The following is a 20,527-nucleotide window of genomic DNA, read 5'->3' as shown; positions in this document are numbered from 1 at the left end:
CTCATGGCCTGAATCGGCCTTCTTGTAAGTGTCCGTGAAAACGGGGTAGAACCCGATCCGCGAAGCTGATCGCGCGTTACGTCAGCCCCGAAGCAATCATCATGACCGACGAAAGTCCCGCCTACGCGACCGTTTCAGCGACACACATCCACTGCGCCGTCAGGCATAGCCAAGAGTACGTTTCGGTCGAGGGTGTCAACGAGAACCAGGCCGAGTCGTTCTTCAGCCGGCTCAGACGTTGGGAGTATGGGGTTTCGCACGGTGTGCGGCCGGCTTACCTGGCTGACTATGCGAACGAAATGGCGTGGCGCGAGGACGTCCGTAGGTTCTCGATCAGAACGCAGGTCGAAATGCTTCTGGTAAAGGCCCTCACCGTGGGGCATTCGCGGTGGTGGCGCGGCTACTACCAAGGGAAACGGCGCGGGACTGAGATCCTAATGAATCAGGGCATCCCGCCGTCATCGGCGTCGGGCGCGAGTGCCCAGTAACCCTCTACGTTAGTGCTCGGGCTGTTCCGCCGGATGACCCGTCCGGCGGAACAGTGAGCCTGCAGGCATTTGCGTACCCGCAGCCTGAGTTCCGCATACTGCACATTTCCGTCCACCGCCTTGCCCTGCGAGCCGACGAACAGCAGGACCTCAGTCGTAGACCGCCATTCACCCGCCGCCTCTCTCAGGCAGGCTAGGACGTTTCGGCTGATATGGCCGCGCTGTAGCAGCGGACCCTCACTCGACATTCGTACCGGTCGGATAACCTCCGGAGGCACGCAGATGTCGTGAAGGCCAAGAATGCGGTCCAGTGCTTCAAGATCCCTGCGCGTCGCCTCGACGCTGCTGTCCAGATCGGCCGCACGCTGACGAGCAGCGTCGGCCCTTCTCTGGATCTGGGCAATGTGGCCAGCGAGGCGGGCGCGCTTATCGACAAGCCATTTCAGTGACGATGGGGTCCGGGTTTCCATGACCCCACGCTAGCACCGACAACTACCTGATTTCCTTGGGCAAGTGCGCCATCATGGCGGCATCACTTGCCCTTGACGTGCTTCATCAAGCGCCGCTTGGCCTTGACCTGCCGCTCGGTGAGGACGTTCTTCTTGCCCTCGTACGGGTTGGTACCCTCGCGGAAGATGAAGCTCACGGGCGTGCCGATCAGCTTGAAGCGCTTGCGGAAGAAGTTCTCCAGGTAGCGCTTGTACGATTCCTGCAGTTCCTTCAGGCGCGTGCCGTGCACGATGAAGGTCGGCGGGTTGGCACCGGCCGGGTGCACGTAACGCAGCTTGGAGACATGGCCGCGGATGGTCGGCGGCGGGTTGGTCTCATACGCCACTTCCAGCGCCTTGTTCACTTCGCTGGTGGTGAAGGTCTTGTTCGCCGATTCGTGCGCGCGGTGCACCGCGCGGAACAGCTCACGCAGGCCCGAGCCATGCTTGGCCGAGATGCGCACCGACTCGGCCCACGGCACGAAGCCCAGCTTCAGCGACAGCATGGTTTCCGCCTGCTCGCGCTGGTACTCGGTCAGGCCATCCCACTTGTTGATGGCGATCACCAGCGCGCGGCCGGCGTCGAGCACGGCACCGAGCACGGTGGCGTCCTGGTCAGTCACGCCTTCGGTGGCGTCGAGCATCAGCACGGCCACCTGGCACTGCTCGATCGACTGCATGGTCTTGACCACCGAGAACTTCTCGACGACCTCGTCCACACGCGAACGACGGCGCAGGCCGGCGGTGTCGATCAGGCGGTACTCGCGGCCATCACGCTCCAGGTCCACTGCGATCGAGTCGCGGGTGGTGCCCGGCACGTCGGAGGCGATCATGCGCTCCTCGCCGAGGATGCGGTTGACCAGGGTGGACTTGCCCACGTTCGGGCGGCCGACGAAGGCGATGCGGATGCGGTTCGGATCGTTGTCCAGCTCTTCGCCGCTGCCCTCTTCCGGCAGTCGCTGGATCACTTCGTCCAGCAGGTCGTCCAGGCCCTGGCGGTGCGCGGCCGACACGGTCAGCATCTCGCCGAAGCCGTAGCGGGCGAACTCCGAACGCACGGTGTCCTCGTCGGTGCCGTCGATCTTGTTGATCAGCAGCAGCGTCGGGCGCGACAGCTTGCGCAGCCAGGCCAGGATCTCGTCGTCCATCGCCGAGGTACCCTCACGGGCATCGACCACGAACAGGATCAGGTCGGCTTCCGCCGCAGCGGCACGGGCCTGGCGGGTGGTAGCCCCTGCCAGACCCTCTTCCTCTTCCGCGATACCGCCGGTGTCGACGACGAGGAAATGATTGTCCTCGTCCAGACGGCAGACACCGTAGTTGCGGTCGCGGGTGACGCCGGGCTGGTCATGGACCAGGGCGTCACGGGTGCGCGTAAGCGCATTGAAAATAGTCGACTTGCCGACATTCGGCCGTCCAACCAGGGCGACCAAAGGCAGCATCGCGATTACTCCAATTTTTAATTTGCCAACCGGAAGGCGGTCAGCTTGCCATCAACGTTCTGCACCAGCAGCACCCCGTCTACGACGATTGGCTGGGCCAGCAGGGCGTCACCGCCGCTCTTTGCCCGTGCCGCCATCGCACCATCGGAGGTCTGCAGCCAGTGCACGTATCCCTTGTAGTCGCCGACCACCACGTAGTCGCCGTGCAGTGCCGGGCCGGTCAGCGAGCGACGGGCCAGTGCGGTCTGCGACCACATCGCCGCGCCGCTGGCCTTGTCCAGGCCGAACACGCCGCCCTTGTTGTCGGTGACGAACACATTGCCAGACGAGACCGCCACGCCACCGGCACCACCATGGTCGCGCGCCCACAGCGGGCGACCGGTCGGGCCTTCGATGGCCATCGTCTGGTTCTTGAAGCTGCTCACGAACAGGGTATTGCCATCCAGCACCGGCGCACCGTCGACATCGGCCATGCGCTCCAGCTCGGTACGGCCTTCACCGTTGCCCACATTCTGTTCCCACAGGGTGCGGCCATCCTGCTGGGCCAGGGCGGCAACCGCGCCCTCGTCCTTGCCGATGAACAGCACGCCCGGGCCGGTCACCACCGGCGCGTTGCCACGCACGGTCAGCGCCGGCAGCTCGCTCGGGTTGAACCACTTCTGGGTGCCGTTGCCGGCATCGAACGCGGTGATGCGGCCGTCATTGCTGCGCACGTAGACCGCGCCCTGGGCGATGGCCGGCGCGGCGATGACTTCACCCGGAACACGGGCGCGCCACTTCTCGCTGCCGTCGTTGATGTCCAGGGCGATGACCTGGCCATCGAGCGTGCCGATCACGACCAGGTTCTCACCGACCCCCGGGCCGCCGGACAGGCGCAGCTTGGCCTTCTTCTTTTCCTTCTTCGGCTCCCAGGTCCAGACCTTCTTGCCGGTCTGCAGGTCGATGGCGTGCACGCCACCGGTGAGTGCCGCAGCGAACACGTGGCCGTTGGCCACGGCCGGGCCCTGGCGCACGCCGATGCGGCGCTCGCCCTTGCCGAGGTTGACCGACCAGGCCTTGTTGACCTTCACGGTCGGCTCGAACTTGACCAGCTCAGCCGGTTCCTGTGCCTTCTTCGCGGCCGCGTCCTTGCCGGCGAACCAGCCCTTCACGGTGCTGCAGCCGGTCAGGGCCATGCCCATCAGGAGCACGGTGGCGACGCGGGTGATCATGACCTTCTGACTCATCAAACCGACTCCGCAGGGGCGGCAACGGTGCCGCCGGCGTCCATAACCTTGGTTTCCAGCAGGCGCCGCTGCGGCGCTGCCACGTCCAGCGACTTCAGCGCTTTCTCGTACTGGCCTCGGGCGTCATCACGCTTGCCCTGCGCCATCAGCGCGTCGCCATGGATTTCCAGGCTGCTGCTGTCGGTGGCGCTGCCCAGCAGCTTGATCGCCTCGTCACTCTTGCCGGTGGCCACCAGCAGGCGGGCCACACGCTGGTCGACCACGCGCTGCAGGTCACCTTCGACCTTCACGCCGCGCAGGGTGGCCAGGGCTTCTTCGTTCTTGCCGGCGTCGACCTGGGCCTTGGCCAGCTGCAGCGCCGCGAGGTCGCCGTAGATGCTGGACGGGCCGGCTTCGAGCGCCTTGACCGCCTTGGAGGCGTCGTCGAGCTTGTTCTGCTGCAGGCCAACGAGCGCCTTCTGGTACTCGACATTGGCCGAGGCCAGCTTGCCGCCCTGATCCTTCTGGTACCACTGCCAGCCGGCAATGGCACCGATGGCGATGACTACGCCACCGAGGATGCTGGCGCCATTCTTCCGCAGCCAGCTGCGGACGCGTTCACTTTGTTCGTGCTCGTCGAGCAGATCGTCGATCGCCATGCGTACTCTCGCCCCGCCCATCGGGAGGGACCATTGGGATTAATCGAAGGTGGTGAAACCGCGCCTCAGTGCGAAACCGGGACTACGGAGCCTTCAGAGGATACCTGAAAGCGTGCCACGTTGGCTCGCTGGTAGGGGGTCAGATCGACGATAGCGCCGTTCTGCTGAACCTGGACCGCCGAGGCGTTGCCCAGGGTCACCCGGGTCACCTGGCCCGGCGTGAAGCTGCGGCTCTCGCCGGACTTGATCAGCGCCTTCTCGACGGTAGCGCCGTCCGGGCCGCCGATATCGACCCAGCTGTCGCCGCTGAACTGCATGTCCAGCGTGTTGGCGGCAGCCGCTGGTGCCGGGGCTGAACGCGGCACCGGGGCCAGCGAGGCTACGTACGGGGTGGCGGCCGGCTTGCTGGCCGGGGCGCTCGCCACGTCAGCCACGGCGGCCGGCTCGACGCCGGCGGCAGACGGGGTCACCGGCACAGCGGCCGGGATCGCGTCCAGCGAAGCGGTGTTCGGCGACGGCGTCGCACTGCCATCAAAATGACCACGGGTGGCGAACCACACCGGCACCGCCAGCACCGCGGTGATACCGACATACAGGACGCGACGGCCGAGATTCTCGGCAATGCGGCGCGCACGCGGGGTATGGGTATGGCTGACCAGGGTGGGCGGAACCACCGGGCCGACCTGGGCCTGCTCCAGCAGCTGGCTCACATCCACGTCCAGCAGGCGCGCGTAGCTGCGCAGCTGGCCGCGCACGAACACCGGCGCCCCCAGCTTCTGCCATTGTTCCTCTTCCAGCGACTTGACCACCTGGACCGGCATGCGCAGGCGCGAGCCGACATCTTCGAGGGTCAGTCCGGCCGCCTCGCGGGCCTGGCGCAGGCGGCTGCCGCAGCCGGCCGCAGTCTCGAGAGCGCTCACAGTCTGGTCATCAATCACAATGCATCAACCCTGGAGTTAGGAGCCCGCTTCCTGCGGAAATTCCTGTCGAATGCGCTGAAGATAGCGGTCAGATGCCGCCCGATCACCCAGCCGCGCTTCGATTTGAGACGCAAGTTGTAACACGGAACGCGTTGCGGGTGCAGCCGCAATCCTACGTTCGGCGAAGGCCCGGGCCTCCATGAAGCGGCCCTGGCGGAAGCTGAGCTGGGCCATCGCCTCCAGCGCGACCGGGTTTCCCGGCAGCGTTGCCAGCGCCGCACGCAGGTCGCGCTCGGCACGTTCGAACTGGCCGGCGTCCAGCGCACAGCCCCCGGCATTGGCCTGGGACTCGGCCGGCGTGGCGTAGCCCGGCGCCTGCAGCGCACGATCGAACCAGACCAGCGACTCGGCCGGCCGGCCCTGCTGGCACAGCCACGCGCCGTAATTGTTGAGGATGTCCCCGCGCTGCGGCGCCTGCTCGGCAGCCCTGCGGAAGCTCTCGCCAGCCTGCTGGGTCCGGCCACGGCGCTCGTCGATGCCGGCCAGCAGCACCAGCGCATCGGGCGACTCGGGGGCCAGCTTCAGCGCCTCGCGCGCCTTGCGCTCGGCCGCATCGAGGTTGCCCACCTGCATGTCGCGGGCGGCCAGGGCCAGCAGGTCCTGCAGGCGCACCTGGCGCCGCACGTTGTCCGGATCACGGACCGAGTAGACCGGCGCCTCACTGGGGCCCAGCTTGGCCTTGGGATGGGATTTGCAGCCGCCGACCGCAACGGCCAGCACGCCTGCGAACAGAACCAGCCAGAGGCGGTCAGGCCGCGGCATCGCTCCCCTTCCCCGCCTGCAGCGTCTTGTTGAACTCCGCCTGGCGGCGGGTGCGGTCCATCACCTGACCCTTGAGCTGGCCGCAGGCGGCGTCGATGTCGTCGCCTCGGGTGCGGCGGACCATGGTCAGCACGTTGCTGTCGAGCAGGATCTTCTGGAAGGCACGGATATGCGCTTCTTCCGAGCGCTCGTAGCGGGTACCCGGGAACGGATTGAACGGGATCAGGTTGACCTTGCCCGAATCCTTGGCCTGCACCGCGTTGTCGAACTGGCGCATCAGGCGGGCCAGCTCGCGGGCATGCTCGGGCTTGTCGTTGATGCCCTTCATCAGGGTGTATTCGAAGGTGACCGATTCGCGGCGCTTGTTGGCGCGCAGGTAGCGTGCGCACGAGGCCATCAGCTCGGCGATCGGATACTTCTTGTTGAGCGGCACCAGGGTCTCGCGCAGCGCGTCGTTCGGCGCATGCAGCGACACCGCCAGCGACACGTCGCTTTCGGCAGACAGGCGGTCGATCTGCGGCACCAGGCCAGAGGTCGACAGGGTCACGCGCTTGTTGGCCAGGCCGTAGCCCAGGTCGTCGCGCATCACGCTCATGGCGCGCACGACGTTGTCGAAATTCATCAGCGGCTCGCCCATGCCCATCATCACCACGTTGGTGAGGCGGCGCATCTGGTGCGGCACGTTGCCCAGGTGGCGTGCGGCAACCCACACCTGGCCGATGATCTCGGCGGTGGTCAGGTTGCGGTTGAAGCCCTGGGTGGCGGTGGAGCAGAACGTGCAGTTCAGGCCGCAACCGACCTGCGAGGACACGCACAGCGTGCCGCGGGTCTTGTCCGGGATGTACACGGTCTCGATGGCGTTCTTGCCATCCACGCCCATCGCCAGCAGCCACTTGTGGGTGCCGTCGGCGGAGGGCTTGTCGAACACGATGTTGGGAACCAGCACCTCGGCATGGGCCTGCAGCTTGGCGCGCAGGACCTTGCCGAGGTCGGTCATTTCATCGAAGTCGGTGACGTAGCGATGGTGGATCCACTTCATCACCTGATGGGCACGGAACTTCTTCTCGCCGAGAACCTCGACGAAAAACTTCTCCAGGCCCGCGCGATCGAGGTCGAGCAGGTTCTGCTTGCCAGCCGTGGGTGCCGACTTCGGCAGCGACTGGATGGCGGGGGACTGTACGACCTCGTTCACGGCATTACTCTCAGCGCGAAACGACTTCGGTGGCGGCGAAGAAGTAGGCGATTTCAATCGCGGCATTCTCGACCGAGTCCGAGCCGTGGGCGGCGTTGGCATCGATGGATTCGGCGAAGTCGGCGCGGATGGTGCCCGCAGCGGCTTCCTTCGGGTTGGTGGCGCCCAGCAGGTCGCGGTGGGCCAGGACGGCGTTCTCGCCTTCCAGGGCCTGGATCATCACCGGGCCGGAGATCATGAACTCGACCAGCGCGTTGAAGAACGGACGCTCGCGGTGCACGGCGTAGAAGCCTTCGGCTTCACGGCGCGACAGCTGCTTGTACTTGGCGGCCACGACCTTCAGGCCGGCCTTCTCGAAGCGGGCGTAGATTTCGCCGATGACGTTCTTGGCAACGGCGTCCGGCTTGATGATCGAAAGGGTGCGCTCCAGCGCCATGGGATGTCTCCAATGGAATCGGGCCGCTGATGGCCCGAAGGGTAACATGAAAAAAACCCGCGTCGGGACGCGGGCTTAGCCTGATAAACGTAGGCGAATTGTAAAAGATCCCGTTCAGTAGTGCCAGCCCATGGCTGGCAGGCACGATGCGGGATCTCGAGCGCCGGAGCCTGCCCATTCAGGATCAATGGTTGCCAGCCATGGGCTGGCACTACTGAATCCCTTGTAACCGGCCGACATGATTTTGCTGCACTGCAAAATGCCATACGCTACCGTCTGGTCCTAGTATCAAACAATCGTTTGATTAAGGTCCGCCCGCCGATGGCCAAACCCGCCCACTTCTCGACCAAGGACCGGATCCTCGGCGCGGCCGAGGAGCTGTTCGCACAGCACGGCTTCGCCGGCACGTCGCTACGCCAGGTGACCAGCCAGGCCGACGTCAACATCGCCGCGGTCAACTACCACTTCGGCTCCAAGGAAAACCTGGTCAACGAGGTGTTCCGCCGCCGCATGGACGAGATGACCGGCGCACGCCTGGCGCAGCTCGAGCGCGCCCGCAGCGAACACCCCGGGCAGCTGCGCCCGGTGCTGGCCGCCTTCGTCGAGCCGGCACTGGCGCTGGCCCAGGACCGCCAGAACGGCGGCGCCTTCGTGCGCGTGATCGCCCGCGCCTACGCAGAGAAGAACGACAACCTGCGCAAGTTCCTGTCCGACCACTACGGTCACGTGCTGCGTGCGTTCGGCAAGGCGATTGCCGAATGCGCACCCGACCTGAGCAAGGAAGAGCTGTACTGGCGCCTGGATTTCCTGGCCGGCTCGCTCACCTATGCCATGGCCGACTTCGGGCTGATCAAGCGTCCCGCCGGTGTCACCGAAGCGGCGCATCGTGCCCATGCCGCCCACGAACTGATCCATTTCGCCGAAGCCGGGTTCCGCGCCGCCGCACGCGCCAGCGCCCTGCCCGCTTCCCTTGATTCCACCCAGTAACTGCTGACCAACAAAGGCCCTACACCATGTCCAATTCCCTGCTAGTCCGCCGCGCCGCCGTGCTGGGTGCCGGCGTCATGGGTGCCCAGATCGCCGCCCACCTCACCAACGCTGGCGTCGACACCGTGCTGTTCGACCTGCCCGCCAAGGAAGGTCCGGCTGACGGCATCGTGCTGAAGGCGATCGCCAACCTGGGCAAGCTGAGCCCGGCGCCGCTGGCCAGCAAGTCGCTGGCCGAAGCCATCACCCCGGCCAACTACGAGTCCGGCCTGGAGCAGCTGAAGGACTGCGACCTGATCATCGAGGCCATCGCCGAGCGCATGGACTGGAAGCAGGACCTGTACAAGAAGATCGCGCCGTTCGTGGCCGACCACGCGGTGCTGGCCTCCAACACCTCGGGCCTGGGCATCAACAAGCTGGCCGACGTGCTGCCCGAGCAGCTGCGCCACCGCTTCTGCGGCGTGCACTTCTTCAACCCGCCGCGCTACATGCACCTGGCCGAGCTGATCCCGGCCACCACCACCGATGCCGCCGTGCTGGAAGGCCTGGAAGAATTCCTGGTCACCACTCTGGGCAAGGGCGTGGTGTACGCCAAGGACACCCCGAACTTCATCGGCAACCGCATCGGCGTGTTCTCGATCCTGTCCACCATCCATCACACCCAGCAGTTCGGCCTGGGCTTCGATGAAGTGGACGGCCTGACCGGCCCGCTGGTCGGCCGCCCGAAGTCGGCCACCTACCGCACCTCCGACGTGGTCGGCCTGGACACCATGGCCCACGTCATCAAGACCATGGGCGATACCCTGCCCAATGATCCGTGGCATGAGTTCTTCAAGTCGCCGAAGTGGCTGGACGCGCTGATTTCCAAGGGCGCGCTGGGCCAGAAGACCGGCGCCGGCATCTTCCGCAAGGTCGGCAAGGACATTGTGGTGCTGGACCTGGAGAAGCAGGACTACCGTCCGGCCGACCGCGCCGCCGCACCGGAAGTGGTCGAGATCCTGAAGATCAAGAACCCGGCCGAGAAATTCGCCAAGCTGCGCGAAAGCCAGCACCCGCAGGCGCAGTTCCTGTGGGCGACCTTCCGCGACCTGTTCCACTACAGCGCCTACCATCTGGCCGACATCGCCGAAACCGCGCGCGACGTCGACCTGGCCATCCGCTGGGGCTACGGCTGGTCGCTGGGCCCGTTCGAAACCTGGCAGGCCGCCGGCTGGAAGCAGGTGGCACAGTGGATCGCCGATGACATCGTCGCCGGCAAGAGCATGAGCAATGCCCCGCTGCCGGATTGGGTCTTCGATGGCCGCGATGGCGTGCACGCCGCCGAGGGCAGCTACAGCCCGTCGCGCAACGCCAAGCTGCCGCGCTCGTCGCTGCCGGTGTATCAGCGCCAGCGCTTCCCGGATCCGCTGCTGGGCGAGAAGTTCGCGCCGGGCGAGACCGTGTTCGAGAACGACGGCCTGCGCATGTGGCACGACGGTGATGGCATCGCCGTGGTCAGCTTCAAGACCAAGATGAACACCGTGTCCGACCAGGTGCTCGACGGCCTGCAGGAATGTGTCAGCCGCGCCGAGAAGGACTTCCAGGGCCTGGTGATCTGGCAGCAGAAGGAACCCTTCTCCGCCGGCGCCGATCTGGCCGGCGCGCTGGGCCTGCTGCAGGCCGGCAAGGTCGACCAGTTCGAAGAGATGGTCGCCAACTTCCAGCGCACCAGCCAGCGCATCAAGTACTCGCTGGTGCCGGTGGTGGCTGCCGTGCGTGGCCTGGCGCTGGGTGGTGGTTGCGAGTTCCAGATGCACAGCGCCAAGACCGTGGCCTTCCTGGAAAGCTACATCGGCCTGGTCGAGGCCGGCGTCGGCCTGCTGCCGGCCGGTGGCGGCCTGAAGGAACTGGCCGTGCGTGCCTCGCAGGCGGCGGGCCCGGGCGGTGACGTGTTCGCCGAACTGAAGAAGACCTTCGAAACCGTGGCGATGGCCAAGGTGTCCAACTCGGCGGTCAACGCCAAGGAACTGGGCCTGCTGCGCAGCACCGACAAGGTGGTGTTCAACAGCTACGAGGCCCTGCACATCGCCAAGGCCGAAGCGCGCGCCCTGGCCGAAGCGGGCTACCGTCCGCCGCTGCCGGCACGCCGCATCCAGGTGGCCGGCGACGTGGGTATCGCCACCTTCAAGATGATGCTGGTCAACATGCTGGAAGGCCGTTTCATCAGCCCGTACGACTACGAGATCGCCGAGCGCATCGCCACCGTGCTGTGCGGTGGCAAGGTCGACCGCGGCACCCTGGTGGACGAAGAGTGGCTGCTGACCCTGGAGCGCAAGCACTTCGTCGAACTGGCCCAGCAGGAAAAGACCCAGGCCCGCATCGCGCACATGCTCAAGACCGGCAAGCCGCTGCGTAATTGATCGCCCCTCCCTGCTTTCGGTGGGTGCCGACCGTTGGTCGGCACTCCCTGATGTGGCAGTCGAGCATGGCTCGACTCTACAAAACCTATTCGAGAGATCACTGCAATGACCAAGCAAATCCAGGACGCCTACATCGTCGCCGCCACCCGTACCCCGGTTGGCAAGGCGCCCAAGGGCATGTTCCGCAACACCCGCCCCGACGACATGCTTGCGCACGTGCTGCGCAGCGTCGTCGCCCAGGCCCCGGGCGTGGACGTCAACCGCATCGATGATGCGATCATCGGCTGCGCCATGCCGGAAGCCGAGCAGGGCATGAACGTGGCGCGCATCGGCGTGCTGCTGGCTGGCCTGCCCAACACCATCGCCGCGCAGACCGTGAACCGCTTCTGCTCCTCCGGCCTGCAGGCCGTGGCGCAGGCCGCCGACGCGATCCGCCTGGGCAATGCCGACCTGATGCTGGCCGGTGGCACCGAATCGATGTCGATGGTGCCGATGATGGGCAACAAGATCGCCATGGCGCCGAGCGTGTTCGACAACGACCACGTCGCCATCGCCTACGGCATGGGCATCACCGCCGAGAAGGTCGCCGAAGAGTGGAAGGTCTCGCGCGAAGACCAGGACGCCTTCGCCCTGGCCTCGCACCAGAAGGCCATGGCCGCGATCCAGAACGGCGAGTTCAAGGACGAGATCAGCCCGTACGACATCGTCTCGCACCTGCCGGACCTGGCCGACGGCCAGCGCATCATCACCCGCAACAAGATCGCCGAAACCGACGAAGGCCCGCGCCCGGATTCCTCGGCCGAAGGCCTGGCCAAGCTGCGCCCGGTGTTCCGCAACGGCCAGTTCGGCGGCACCGTCACCGCCGGCAACTCGTCGCAGATGAGCGATGGCGCCGGCGCCGTGCTGCTGGCCTCCGAGCAGGCGATCAAGGACTACGGCCTGACCCCGCTGGCTCGTTTCGTCAGCTTCTCGGTAGCCGGCGTGCGCCCGGAAGTGATGGGCATCGGCCCGATCGCCGCGATCCCGAAGGCACTGAAGCAGGCCGGCCTGACCCAGGACCAGCTGGACTGGATTGAACTGAACGAAGCCTTCGCCGCGCAGTCGCTGGCGGTGATCCGCGATTGCGGCCTGGACCCGAACAAGGTCAACCCGCTGGGTGGCGCGATTGCCCTGGGCCACCCGCTCGGTGCGACCGGCGCGATCCGTACCGCGACCCTGCTGCACGGCCTGCGTCGTCGCCAGCAGAAGTACGGCATGGTGACGATGTGCATCGGTACCGGCATGGGCGCAGCGGGTATTTTCGAGGCGCTGTAAGGTTCAAAGCGTTGCCTCGTTGGGCTTCATGGCGTGGGCCGGGTCGGCAGGGCTGCCCGGGACACGCCGTGGACCCATCCATGGGGGCTCGATGGCGCCTTGCTCGTGTGCGCTGTCCTGCGCACACGGCAAGACCGGGGTTGGGCGTCCTGCCCAACCCGCCCAAGGCATGCCTTGGGCCCATGGCGCCAACGGTCCCGGGCAGCCCTGCCGACCCGGCCCTTCCAGCCTCCCCGCGACGGAGGAGTGAGCAAAGGCAAGGGCAGTAGAGCCACGCCATGCGTGGATGCTCGCGGAAACGAAGAAGGCAGCCATTGGCTGCCTTTTTCGTTTCCTTTTTTTCCTTTGATTCCGCCCTTCCCGTCCGCGCCCGCAGGAGACCTGACAGGTGGGATGGGTGGGCCTTTGCAGGACCGTTGGCGCCATGGGCCCAAGGCATGCCTTGGGCGGGTTGGGCAGGACGCCCAACCCCGGTCTTGCCGTGTGCGCAGGACAGCGCACACGAGCAAGGCGCCATCGAGCCCCCAAGGACGGGTTTACGGCGTGTCCTGCAAAGGCCCACCCGTCCCGCCCATCACGTATCAATCAAGGCGCAACACGGAGCGCTTGATAAACCTTATTCCGCCAACATCGCCGTCAGTTTCTCCCGCGCCGGCCCTGCCAGCTTCGGGTTGTCCAGCGCGAAGCGGATCGTCGCCTCCACCAGCCCCAGGTGCGTGCCGCAGTCGAAGCGGGTGCCCTCGAAGCGGTAGGCATCGACCTCTTCGGTCTTCAGCAGCTGCGCGATCGCATCGGTCAGCTGGATCTCGCCACCGGCACCACTGCCGGTCTGTTCCAGCAACTCGAAAATCTTCGGGCTCAGCACGTAGCGACCGACCACGGCCAGGTCGCTCGGTGCGTCCTCCGGCTTCGGCTTCTCCACGATCTGCGAAATGCGACCCTTGCGGCCGTCGAACGCGTCAGTGGCAACGATGCCGTAGCTGGCAGTCTTGTCGTGCGGCACGTCTTCAACGGCGATCACGCTGGCACCACTGGCCTCGTTGAGGTCGGCCATCTGCTTCAGTGCGCCGTCGCCGCGGTTCCAGATCAGGTCGTCCGGCAACAGCACCGCGAACGGCTCGTCACCGATCACGGCCTTGGCGCACAGCACCGCATGGCCCAGGCCCAGTGCTTCGGCCTGGGTCACGAAGATCGCGCGCACGCCATTGGGCAGCACATGGCGGATCATCTCCAGCTGCTCCTGCTTGCCGGCGCGCTCGAGCTTCTGCTCCAGTTCGTAGGCCTTGTCGAAGTAGTCGGCCACGGCATGCTTGTAGCGGTTGGTGATGAACACCAGCGTGTCGCAACCGGCTTCAATCGCTTCATCGACCGCGTACTGGATCAGCGGACGATCAATGATCGGCAACATTTCCTTCGGAACCGTCTTGGTTGCCGGCAAAAAGCGCGTCCCGAGCCCTGCCACTGGAAAAACTGCCTTGCGAATTCGCTTGCTCATTGGTGCCTGTTGGCCTCACGTGCCGGAAAGGGCACGACTTTAGCGGATGAAATGTAAGCATCCTGTTCGATGGGAGAGAACTCCGGCATCGTCGCGAACAGGATCTCCTGGATGCTGGTCGTGTCGTAACCAGCCACGGCATCGCGCAGGCGCGGGACATTGCCCAGCACCAGGTCACGCGAGAACGTACGTACACCGGCCTCGAGAATCTTCGGGTGCGCGGTGGAACGGTAGTCCTCGTCCGAATAGAACAGCGTCTCGTGCAGCTTCTCGCCCGGACGCAGCCCGGTGTAGATGATCGGAATGTCCTTGTACGGCTGCTTGCCGGCCAGGCGGATCATCTGCTCGGCCAGCACGCGGATCGGCACCGGCTCGCCCATGTCGAGCGTATAGATCGCACCATGCGATGCCGAAGCGGCCGCCTGCAGGATCAGCTGGCAGGCCTCCGGGATGGTCATGAAGTAGCGACTGACTTCCGGGTCGGTGACGGTCACCGGACCGCCACGCAGGATCTGTTCGCGGAACAGCGGCACCACGCTGCCGGCCGAGGCCAGCACGTTGCCGAAGCGCACCGTAACGAAACGGGTATGCGTGGACTTCTGGTCCAGGCTCTGGCAGATCATCTCCGCATAGCGCTTGCTGGCGCCCAGTGCATTGACCGGGTCGACCGCCTTGTCGGTGGAGATGAACACGAAATGCTCAACGCGCGCTTCCAGACAGGCGCGGGCCACGTTCTCGGTGGCCAGGATGTTGTTGCGCACCGCTTCGCGCAGCTGCCGCTCCAGCACCGGCACGTGCTTGTAGGCAGCCGCATGGAAGGCGGTGTCGACCGGATGCAGCGACAGGGCGTGGCGGATCACCGCCGGGTCACCGCAGTCGCCCAGCACCGCTTCGATCTCGACATCGGGGAAGCTGCGCCGCAGCTCGCCTTCGATGGTCAGCAGCAGCAGTTCGCTGATCTCGAGCAGGATGATGCGGCCGGCGCCATGCCGTGCGCACTGGCGGCAGAGCTCGGAGCCGATCGAGCCACCGGCGCCGGTGACCATCACCGTACGCCCGCCCAGCCAGCCACGGATCAGGTTCCAGTCCGGCATGATCGGCTTGCGGCCCAGCAGATCCTCGATCGCCACTTCCTTCAGCTGCCCCGGCAGCGACTGGCCCTGCAGGATGTCGCTGAGCTTGGGCACGGTGCGGAACGGCACGCCGGTGCTCTCGCAGATGGCGACGATCCGCTGCATGCCCGCCGCGTCCAGCGACGGAATGGCGATCACCAGCAGCTTGGCTGCCGTCTCCCGGACCACTGTCGGCGCATCGTCCAGGGTGCCGAGGATCGGCAGGCCCTGCAGCTTGGCGCCGCGCAGGTGCGGCGCGTCGTCCAGCAGGCCGACCGGCTCGAAATTACCGGAACGGCGCAGGTCACGGACCAGGGTCTCGGCGGCCTGGCCGGCACCCAGGATCAGCACGCGGCGCGCGGACGAGTCCGACTGCAGTGCCTGATAGTCCTTCCAGGCCCGGTACAGCAGGCGCGGCGCGCCCAGCAGCGCCGACAGCGCGAACGGATAGATCACCAGCACCGACATCGGCACGCCGTCGAAGCGCTTCCACATCAGCACCAGCACGATGGCGACCATGCCAATGAAGCTGGCCTTGAAGATGTTCAGCAGGTCGCTGACGCTGGCGAACCGCCACAGGCCCCGATAAAGGCCCACGCGCCAGAACACCATGCCCTGCAGCAGCAGCACCAGCGTGGTGTCGACGTTCCAGAGAGGGAGCTCGGGGGCGTTGGCCAGGATCGAATACCGCCCCGCATGGAGCAGCTGCCAGCATGCCCAGACCATGAACAGGTCGTGGCAGACGATGGCCGAACGCGGCATCAGGCCGAGGATTCTGTCCCGCCAGGGTGAAGCCATAAGTCAGGTATTTCCTTTTGGGTGGCGCAATCCATTGCGCAGGAGGAGCCAGAGGACGCTCAGCGCAATGAACCACGCGATCGCCACGGCAGCCTCCCACCTCGGCTGCAAATTGGAGCAGACATTAAGCACTGTAATACTGAACAGGCCCAAAGCAAAGTACATCCCTGTTACCTGGGCGTGACTGGCTCCTGCCTGCACCGCGCGCTGGTAGACATGCTGGGTATGGGGTTCCATCCAGCGTTGTCCGGAAATGATGCGCGCCAGCAGTGTGAAGCCTGCGTCCACAAGGAACGGCGATGCCGACACCAGCAGCAGGATCCAGTGGATGTCGGTCTTGACGCTGGCCAGTGCCAGCACTACCGCCACCGCGTAGCCCAGCGCGCCACTCCCGACATCGCCCATGAAGATCCGGGCCCGCGGGAAGTTGAACGGCAGGAAGCCCAGGCAGGCCAGGCCCAACGCGACCGCCGCCAGCGAGTACGGCCAGGGCAGCAGCGGCGCCAGCCCCAGCGCGACCACGATGCCCTGGCTGACCGCGATGCCGTTGATCCCATCCATGAAATTCCAGATGTTGATCAGCGAGGCGGTGAACAGCAGGACCAGCACGGCCAGCAGCCAGCTGCCACCGTGGACCTTGACCAGCGCGGCCAGCAGCGCGGCGGCGATGAAGTGCACCATCAGGCGGCGCATGGCCGGCAGCGGCCGGTGGTCGTCCCACCAGCCGATACCCGCCACCAGCGCCAGGCCAAGGCTGGCGACCAGCAGGCTCGGACGCGCTTCGGGCCAGGCCCACATGGCAACACCGGCGGTCACCAGCAGGCTGATGACAATGGCGATGCCGCCGCCGCGGGGTGTCGCCACGCTATGGCTGCGGCGCTCGCCCGGCTGGTCAAACAGTTGCCGGCGCAGCGCGTAACCCCGCGCCGCCCAGGTCAGTGCCGCACTCAGCAGGGCCAGGCCCAGCAGCGCGCCCATCACGAGCCACGGCATGGATCAGAGCACCGCGTAGTTCAGCAGCGGCTTGACCGTACCCCACTCCTTGCAGCTCGGGCACTGCCAGTGGTGGGTGCGCGCACCGAAACCACAACGGGTGCAGCGATAGGCCGGATTGCGCACCAGCAACTGGTCGGTGATGTGCTTGAGGTCGTGCAGGGTCGCCGTGGAATCGGCGCCTTCAGCCAGGGTCAGGTCGATCAGCGCGGACTCGCCACGCACCGACGGGCGATCCTTGAGCTGGCGGCCCAGGTAGGCACGGGCCGGGGCCACGCCCTCCTGCTCTTCCATCAGGCGGGTCAGCGCCAGCACCGGGGCGATGCCGCGGTAGTGCTCGGTCATCTCCGACAAGAACGCGCGCGCGCCCGCCAGATCGCCCACCTTGCGGTAGTTCTGCATCAGCGCCGGCAGCAGCTCCGGCAGGTACTCCGGATCATTGCGCGCAGCGCGCTCGAAGGCGCGCACGGCCGCTTCCGGATTGCCGGCATCGGTTTCCAGGCGGCCTTCAATGATGCCGGCACGCACCGACATCGCATCGGCCTGGTAGGCCCGGGCAATCGCTGCCCTCGCCTCTTCCAGCTTGCCAGCACCGCGGAAGCGTTCGGCCAGTTCGCACTCGAACTGCCCGATCAGCTTGCCCATCGGCTCGCCGGTGACGTCCTCGAAACGGGTCGCGTTGTCGATCGCCTTTTCCCAGTCGCGCTCGGCCTGGTAGATGCCGATCAGGTGCTTGAGCGCCTGCGGTGCGCGCTGGTCCAGCTGGGCAAGTTCGGTGAACACGGTCTCGGCGCGGTCCAGCAGGCCGGACTTCATGTAGTCCTCGCCCAGCGCCAGCAGCGCCTGCACGCGTTGCGCATCGCTGAGGTCGTGGCGGTTGACCAGGCCCTGGTGCAGGCGGATGGCGCGGTCGACTTCGCCGCGGCGGCGGAACAGGTGGCCCAGCGCGACCTGGGTCTCGAAGGTTTCCTTGTCCAGCTCGGCGATGTGCAGGAACAGCTCGATGGCCTTGTCCGGCTGCTCGTTGAGCAGGTAGTTCAGGCCGCGGAAGTAGGTGCTGGACAGGCGGCTGACCTGGCTGTCACCGTGGCGTTGACCACCACGCCGTCCGATCACCCACCCGGCCAGTGCGGCCAGCGGAACGAACAGGAAGAACCAGAACCACTCGGTGACGAAATCCATCTTCGATCAGCGTCCATCAAAAGATTGGGGGGAAGCAACCGGTGCCGGCGTGGCGACAGCGGACTTGTTGGCGCGGCGCAACTGGCTGTAGAGCGGAATGACCACGCTCACCAGCACCAGGCCGGCACCGACGATGACACCCACCAGCAGCGCGGCGATCAGGGCCACGCCCACCGAGGTATGCAGTTGGGTAAACAGCAGGTTGATCGACATCGCGGTCATGTTGACCGCACCGATGATCAATCCAAGGATCAGAATCGCCAGCAGGACCAGCAGACGAAAAACCTTCATGCGACAGCTCCAGTGGCAGGAGTCCGTAGCTTATCCGACTCGCGGCTGGATTCGCACGCGGTGGCGCGACGGGAGGCTCAGGCCGGATCGGCGTCCAGCGGCAGCACACTGCTGACCCGCTCACGCAGTTCCTTGCCCGGCTTGAAATGAGGGACGTGCTTGCCCGGCAGGGCAACCGATTCGCCGGTCTTCGGGTTGCGACCCAGGCGCGGCGGACGATAGTGCAGCGAGAAGCTGCCAAAACCACGGATTTCGATGCGATCCCCGGCGGACAGCGATCCGCCCATCATTTCCAGCAACGACTTCACCGCCAGATCGACATCATCGGCCTTCAGGTGCGCCTGGCGGCGCGCAAGGATTTCGATCAGTTCGGATTTGGTCATTACCGGCTCACATCAGGGGTATCTCAGCCTGAAACGGCCCGGGCAATGCCCGGGCCGTCCAGGAAACAACGAACAGCGTAAGGCCGATTACTCGGACTTGTTGCCGTTCAGCTGTGCACGCAGCAGCGCGCCCAGCTGGGTGGTGCCGCTGGAAGCCGAAGAGGACTGGTATTCCTCCAGCACTTCGCGCATTTCAGCGTCGTCCTTGGCCTTGATCGACAGCTGCAGGGTACGGCCCTTGCGGTCCATGCCCACGAACTTGGCTTCGACCTTGTCGCCGACCTTCAGGTGCTGGGTGGCGTCGTCAACGCGCTCGTTGGCGATGTCGCGCGCCGAGACGTAACCTTCGATGCCGTCAGCCAGCTCGATGATCGCGCCCTTGGCGTCGACTTCCTTCACCACGCCTTCGACCTTGGAGCCCTTCGGATTGGCAGCCATGTACTGGCCGAACGGATCCTGCTCCAGCTGCTTCACGCCCAGGGAGATGCGCTCGCGCTCCGGATCGACAGCCAGGACGACGGCGTCCAGGGTATCGCCCTTCTTGAAGTTGCGAACGACGTCTTCGCCGGTGGTGTTCCAGCTGATGTCGGACAGGTGGACCAGGCCGTCGATGCCGCCGTCCAGGCCGATGAAGATGCCGAAGTCGGTGATCGACTTGATCTGGCCCGACACCTTGTCACCCTTCTTGTGGGTGGCAGCGAAGGTTTCCCACGGATTGGCGGCAACCTGCTTCATGCCCAGCGAGATACGGCGACGCTCTTCATCGACGTCCAGCACCATCACTTCGACTTCATCACCAACCTGGACAACCTTGGACGGGTTGACGTTCTTGTTGGTCCAATCCATCTCGGAGACGTGCACCAGGCCTTCGACGCCCGGCTCGATCTCAACGAACGCACCGTAATCGGTGACGTTGGAGACCTTGCCGAAGACGCGGCTGTTGGCCGGGTAACGACGGCCGATGTTGTCCCACGGATCCTCGCCCAGCTGCTTCAGGCCCAGCGAAACGCGGTTGCGCTCGCGGTCGAACTTCAGCACGCGGACGTCCAGCTCGTCGCCGACGTTCACGACTTCCGACGGGTGACGCACGCGCTTCCACGCCATGTCGGTGATGTGCAGCAGGCCGTCGATACCACCCAGGTCCACGAACGCGCCGTAATCGGTCAGGTTCTTGACGACACCCTTCAGGATCGCGCCTTCCTGCAGCTTGTCCATCAGCTGCTCGCGCTCTTCCGAGTGCTCGCTTTCGACGACAGCGCGGCGCGAGACCACGACGTTGTTACGCTTGCGGTCCAGCTTGATGAGCTTGAACTCGAGTTCCTTGCCTTCCAGGTAGGCCGGATCGCGCACCGGGCGCACATCGACCAGGGAACCCGGCAGGAAGGCGCGGACATCCTTGATGTCCACGGTGAAACCACCCTTGACCTTGCCGCTGATGCGGCCGGTGATGGTTTCGTTCTTTTCCAACGCTTCTTCCAGCTCGTCCCACACCATCGCGCGCTTGGCCTTCTCGCGCGACAGGACGGTTTCGCCGAAGCCGTTCTCGATCGAGTCGAGGGCGACCTTGACGATGTCGCCTTCGGCGACGTCGATTTCGCCAGCGTCGTTACGGAACTGTTCGATCGGCACGATGCCTTCGGACTTCAGGCCAGCGTTGATCACCACGACGTCGCCGCGGACTTCAACAACGGTACCGCTGACGATGGCGCCCGGCTTCAGCTTGGCCAGATTGGCCTGGCTGGCTTCAAACAGTTCGGCAAATGATTCGGTCATTAGATTTACTCTGTTGGACACATGGGTCGGTGGCGTCCCCTTCAGGGGAATGGCGACCGCCCGCCTGTTGGTCGACCCCGGAAACGCAGGTCGTGTGTAGTAGGAAAACCGCCACGCATCATTGCGCGACGGAGCTGGTACAGCACTG

Annotated in this window: 18 protein-coding genes and 1 pseudogene; 5 read left to right on the top strand and 14 right to left on the bottom strand. The window is 65.5% G+C overall.

Annotation, left to right across the window (positions count from 1 at the left end; genetic code table 11):
• Positions 1–56: 56 nt before the first annotated feature.
• Positions 57–488, top strand: a pseudogene (locus R1L06_RS16565) (transposase); the annotation flags it as partial.
• 287 nt (positions 489–775) lie between these two features.
• Positions 776–937: a hypothetical protein gene (locus tag R1L06_RS16560; protein WP_317218235.1), complete on the top strand. Its 162-nt coding sequence runs from the start codon at positions 776–778 to the stop codon at positions 935–937.
• Positions 938–1,020: 83 nt separating this feature from the next.
• Here R1L06_RS16560 and der read toward each other — a convergent pair whose 3' ends face one another.
• From der to ndk, 7 genes are all read right to left on the bottom strand, one after another.
• Complete coding sequence (gene der, locus R1L06_RS16555) at positions 1,021–2,418, bottom strand: ribosome biogenesis GTPase Der (protein WP_014036905.1); 1,398 nt, start codon at positions 2,416–2,418, stop codon at positions 1,021–1,023.
• A 17-nt stretch (positions 2,419–2,435) separates the two neighbouring features.
• The gene (gene bamB, locus R1L06_RS16550; protein ID WP_032130494.1) at positions 2,436–3,644 is read right to left on the bottom strand and encodes an outer membrane protein assembly factor BamB; all 1,209 of its coding nucleotides are present in this window, start codon (positions 3,642–3,644) and stop codon (positions 2,436–2,438) included.
• The gene (locus tag R1L06_RS16545; RefSeq protein ID WP_032130493.1) at positions 3,644–4,282 is read right to left on the bottom strand and encodes a YfgM family protein; all 639 of its coding nucleotides are present in this window, start codon (positions 4,280–4,282) and stop codon (positions 3,644–3,646) included. The genes bamB and R1L06_RS16545 overlap by 1 nt, the downstream gene beginning before the upstream one ends.
• Positions 4,283–4,347: 65 nt before the next feature.
• Positions 4,348–5,220 (bottom strand): RodZ domain-containing protein, encoded by an 873-nt coding sequence (locus R1L06_RS16540; protein ID WP_032130492.1) that lies wholly within the window; start codon positions 5,218–5,220, stop codon positions 4,348–4,350.
• An 18-nt stretch (positions 5,221–5,238) separates the two neighbouring features.
• Positions 5,239–6,024 (bottom strand): type IV pilus biogenesis/stability protein PilW, encoded by a 786-nt coding sequence (gene pilW, locus R1L06_RS16535; protein ID WP_317218234.1) that lies wholly within the window; start codon positions 6,022–6,024, stop codon positions 5,239–5,241.
• A complete protein-coding gene (rlmN, locus tag R1L06_RS16530) occupies positions 6,011–7,216 on the bottom strand; it encodes a dual-specificity RNA methyltransferase RlmN (RefSeq protein WP_010484584.1) in 1,206 nt (401 codons plus the stop codon). The genes pilW and rlmN overlap by 14 nt, the downstream gene beginning before the upstream one ends.
• A 10-nt stretch (positions 7,217–7,226) precedes the next feature.
• Positions 7,227–7,652, bottom strand: coding sequence for a nucleoside-diphosphate kinase (gene ndk / locus R1L06_RS16525; RefSeq protein ID WP_008265389.1), 426 nt, complete (start codon positions 7,650–7,652; stop codon positions 7,227–7,229).
• 321 nt (positions 7,653–7,973) lie between these two features.
• Here ndk and R1L06_RS16520 point away from each other — a divergent pair, with 321 nt between their 5' ends.
• From R1L06_RS16520 to R1L06_RS16510, 3 genes are all read left to right on the top strand, one after another.
• Positions 7,974–8,639 carry a TetR/AcrR family transcriptional regulator gene (locus tag R1L06_RS16520; RefSeq protein WP_241882127.1) on the top strand — a complete coding sequence of 222 codons (666 nt, stop codon included), beginning with the start codon at positions 7,974–7,976 and terminating at the stop codon, positions 8,637–8,639.
• Between the two features lie 26 nt (positions 8,640–8,665).
• Positions 8,666–11,038: a 3-hydroxyacyl-CoA dehydrogenase/enoyl-CoA hydratase family protein gene (locus tag R1L06_RS16515; RefSeq protein ID WP_014036899.1), complete on the top strand. Its 2,373-nt coding sequence runs from the start codon at positions 8,666–8,668 to the stop codon at positions 11,036–11,038.
• A gap of 105 nt (positions 11,039–11,143) precedes the next feature.
• A complete protein-coding gene (locus R1L06_RS16510; protein ID WP_317218233.1) occupies positions 11,144–12,352 on the top strand; it encodes an acetyl-CoA C-acyltransferase in 1,209 nt (402 codons plus the stop codon).
• A 616-nt stretch (positions 12,353–12,968) separates the two neighbouring features.
• Here the strand turns inward: R1L06_RS16510 and galU are convergent.
• The 7 genes from galU to rpsA form a co-directional block, all read right to left on the bottom strand.
• The gene (gene galU / locus R1L06_RS16505; protein WP_019336276.1) at positions 12,969–13,847 is read right to left on the bottom strand and encodes a UTP--glucose-1-phosphate uridylyltransferase GalU; all 879 of its coding nucleotides are present in this window, start codon (positions 13,845–13,847) and stop codon (positions 12,969–12,971) included.
• Positions 13,844–15,757: a polysaccharide biosynthesis protein gene (locus R1L06_RS16500; protein ID WP_032130079.1), complete on the bottom strand. Its 1,914-nt coding sequence runs from the start codon at positions 15,755–15,757 to the stop codon at positions 13,844–13,846. Before R1L06_RS16500 ends, galU begins: the two co-directional genes overlap by 4 nt.
• A 3-nt stretch (positions 15,758–15,760) precedes the next feature.
• On the bottom strand, positions 15,761–16,750 hold the full coding sequence (locus R1L06_RS16495) for an MraY family glycosyltransferase (RefSeq protein WP_317218232.1): 990 nt from the start codon (positions 16,748–16,750) through the stop codon (positions 15,761–15,763).
• A 3-nt stretch (positions 16,751–16,753) separates the two neighbouring features.
• Positions 16,754–17,932 (bottom strand): lipopolysaccharide assembly protein LapB, encoded by a 1,179-nt coding sequence (gene lapB / locus R1L06_RS16490; RefSeq protein WP_005416232.1) that lies wholly within the window; start codon positions 17,930–17,932, stop codon positions 16,754–16,756.
• 6 nt (positions 17,933–17,938) lie between these two features.
• Positions 17,939–18,223, bottom strand: coding sequence for a LapA family protein (locus R1L06_RS16485; RefSeq protein WP_317218231.1), 285 nt, complete (start codon positions 18,221–18,223; stop codon positions 17,939–17,941).
• Between the two features lie 77 nt (positions 18,224–18,300).
• The gene (locus tag R1L06_RS16480) at positions 18,301–18,606 is read right to left on the bottom strand and encodes an integration host factor subunit beta (protein ID WP_005409286.1); all 306 of its coding nucleotides are present in this window, start codon (positions 18,604–18,606) and stop codon (positions 18,301–18,303) included.
• A gap of 87 nt (positions 18,607–18,693) precedes the next feature.
• A complete protein-coding gene (gene rpsA / locus R1L06_RS16475; protein ID WP_005416230.1) occupies positions 18,694–20,379 on the bottom strand; it encodes a 30S ribosomal protein S1 in 1,686 nt (561 codons plus the stop codon).
• Between the last annotated feature and the right edge of the window lie 148 nt (positions 20,380–20,527).

The organism is Stenotrophomonas mexicanensis (genome assembly GCF_032911605.1).
Lineage (GTDB): Bacteria > Pseudomonadota > Gammaproteobacteria > Xanthomonadales > Xanthomonadaceae > Stenotrophomonas > Stenotrophomonas maltophilia_A.
This window is presented reverse-complemented; position numbering and strand designations above follow the sequence as displayed.

Excerpts from the sequence above, each read along its gene's own strand:
- der (WP_014036905.1), bottom strand. The coding sequence starts at position 2,418 with ATGCTGCCTTTGGTCGCCCTGGTTGGACGGCCGAATGTCGGCAAGTCG.
- bamB (WP_032130494.1), bottom strand. The coding sequence starts at position 3,644 with ATGAGTCAGAAGGTCATGATCACCCGCGTCGCCACCGTGCTCCTGATG.
- R1L06_RS16545 (WP_032130493.1), bottom strand. The coding sequence starts at position 4,282 with ATGGCGATCGACGATCTGCTCGACGAGCACGAACAAAGTGAACGCGTC.
- pilW (WP_317218234.1), bottom strand. The coding sequence starts at position 6,024 with ATGCCGCGGCCTGACCGCCTCTGGCTGGTTCTGTTCGCAGGCGTGCTG.
- ndk (WP_008265389.1), bottom strand. The coding sequence starts at position 7,652 with ATGGCGCTGGAGCGCACCCTTTCGATCATCAAGCCGGACGCCGTTGCC.
- R1L06_RS16520 (WP_241882127.1), top strand. The coding sequence starts at position 7,974 with ATGGCCAAACCCGCCCACTTCTCGACCAAGGACCGGATCCTCGGCGCG.
- R1L06_RS16515 (WP_014036899.1), top strand. The coding sequence starts at position 8,666 with ATGTCCAATTCCCTGCTAGTCCGCCGCGCCGCCGTGCTGGGTGCCGGC.
- R1L06_RS16510 (WP_317218233.1), top strand. The coding sequence starts at position 11,144 with ATGACCAAGCAAATCCAGGACGCCTACATCGTCGCCGCCACCCGTACC.
- galU (WP_019336276.1), bottom strand. The coding sequence starts at position 13,847 with ATGAGCAAGCGAATTCGCAAGGCAGTTTTTCCAGTGGCAGGGCTCGGG.
- R1L06_RS16500 (WP_032130079.1), bottom strand. The coding sequence starts at position 15,757 with ATGGCTTCACCCTGGCGGGACAGAATCCTCGGCCTGATGCCGCGTTCG.
- R1L06_RS16495 (WP_317218232.1), bottom strand. The coding sequence starts at position 16,750 with ATGCCGTGGCTCGTGATGGGCGCGCTGCTGGGCCTGGCCCTGCTGAGT.
- lapB (WP_005416232.1), bottom strand. The coding sequence starts at position 17,932 with ATGGATTTCGTCACCGAGTGGTTCTGGTTCTTCCTGTTCGTTCCGCTG.
- R1L06_RS16485 (WP_317218231.1), bottom strand. The coding sequence starts at position 18,223 with ATGAAGGTTTTTCGTCTGCTGGTCCTGCTGGCGATTCTGATCCTTGGA.
- R1L06_RS16480 (WP_005409286.1), bottom strand. The coding sequence starts at position 18,606 with ATGACCAAATCCGAACTGATCGAAATCCTTGCGCGCCGCCAGGCGCAC.
- rpsA (WP_005416230.1), bottom strand. The coding sequence starts at position 20,379 with ATGACCGAATCATTTGCCGAACTGTTTGAAGCCAGCCAGGCCAATCTG.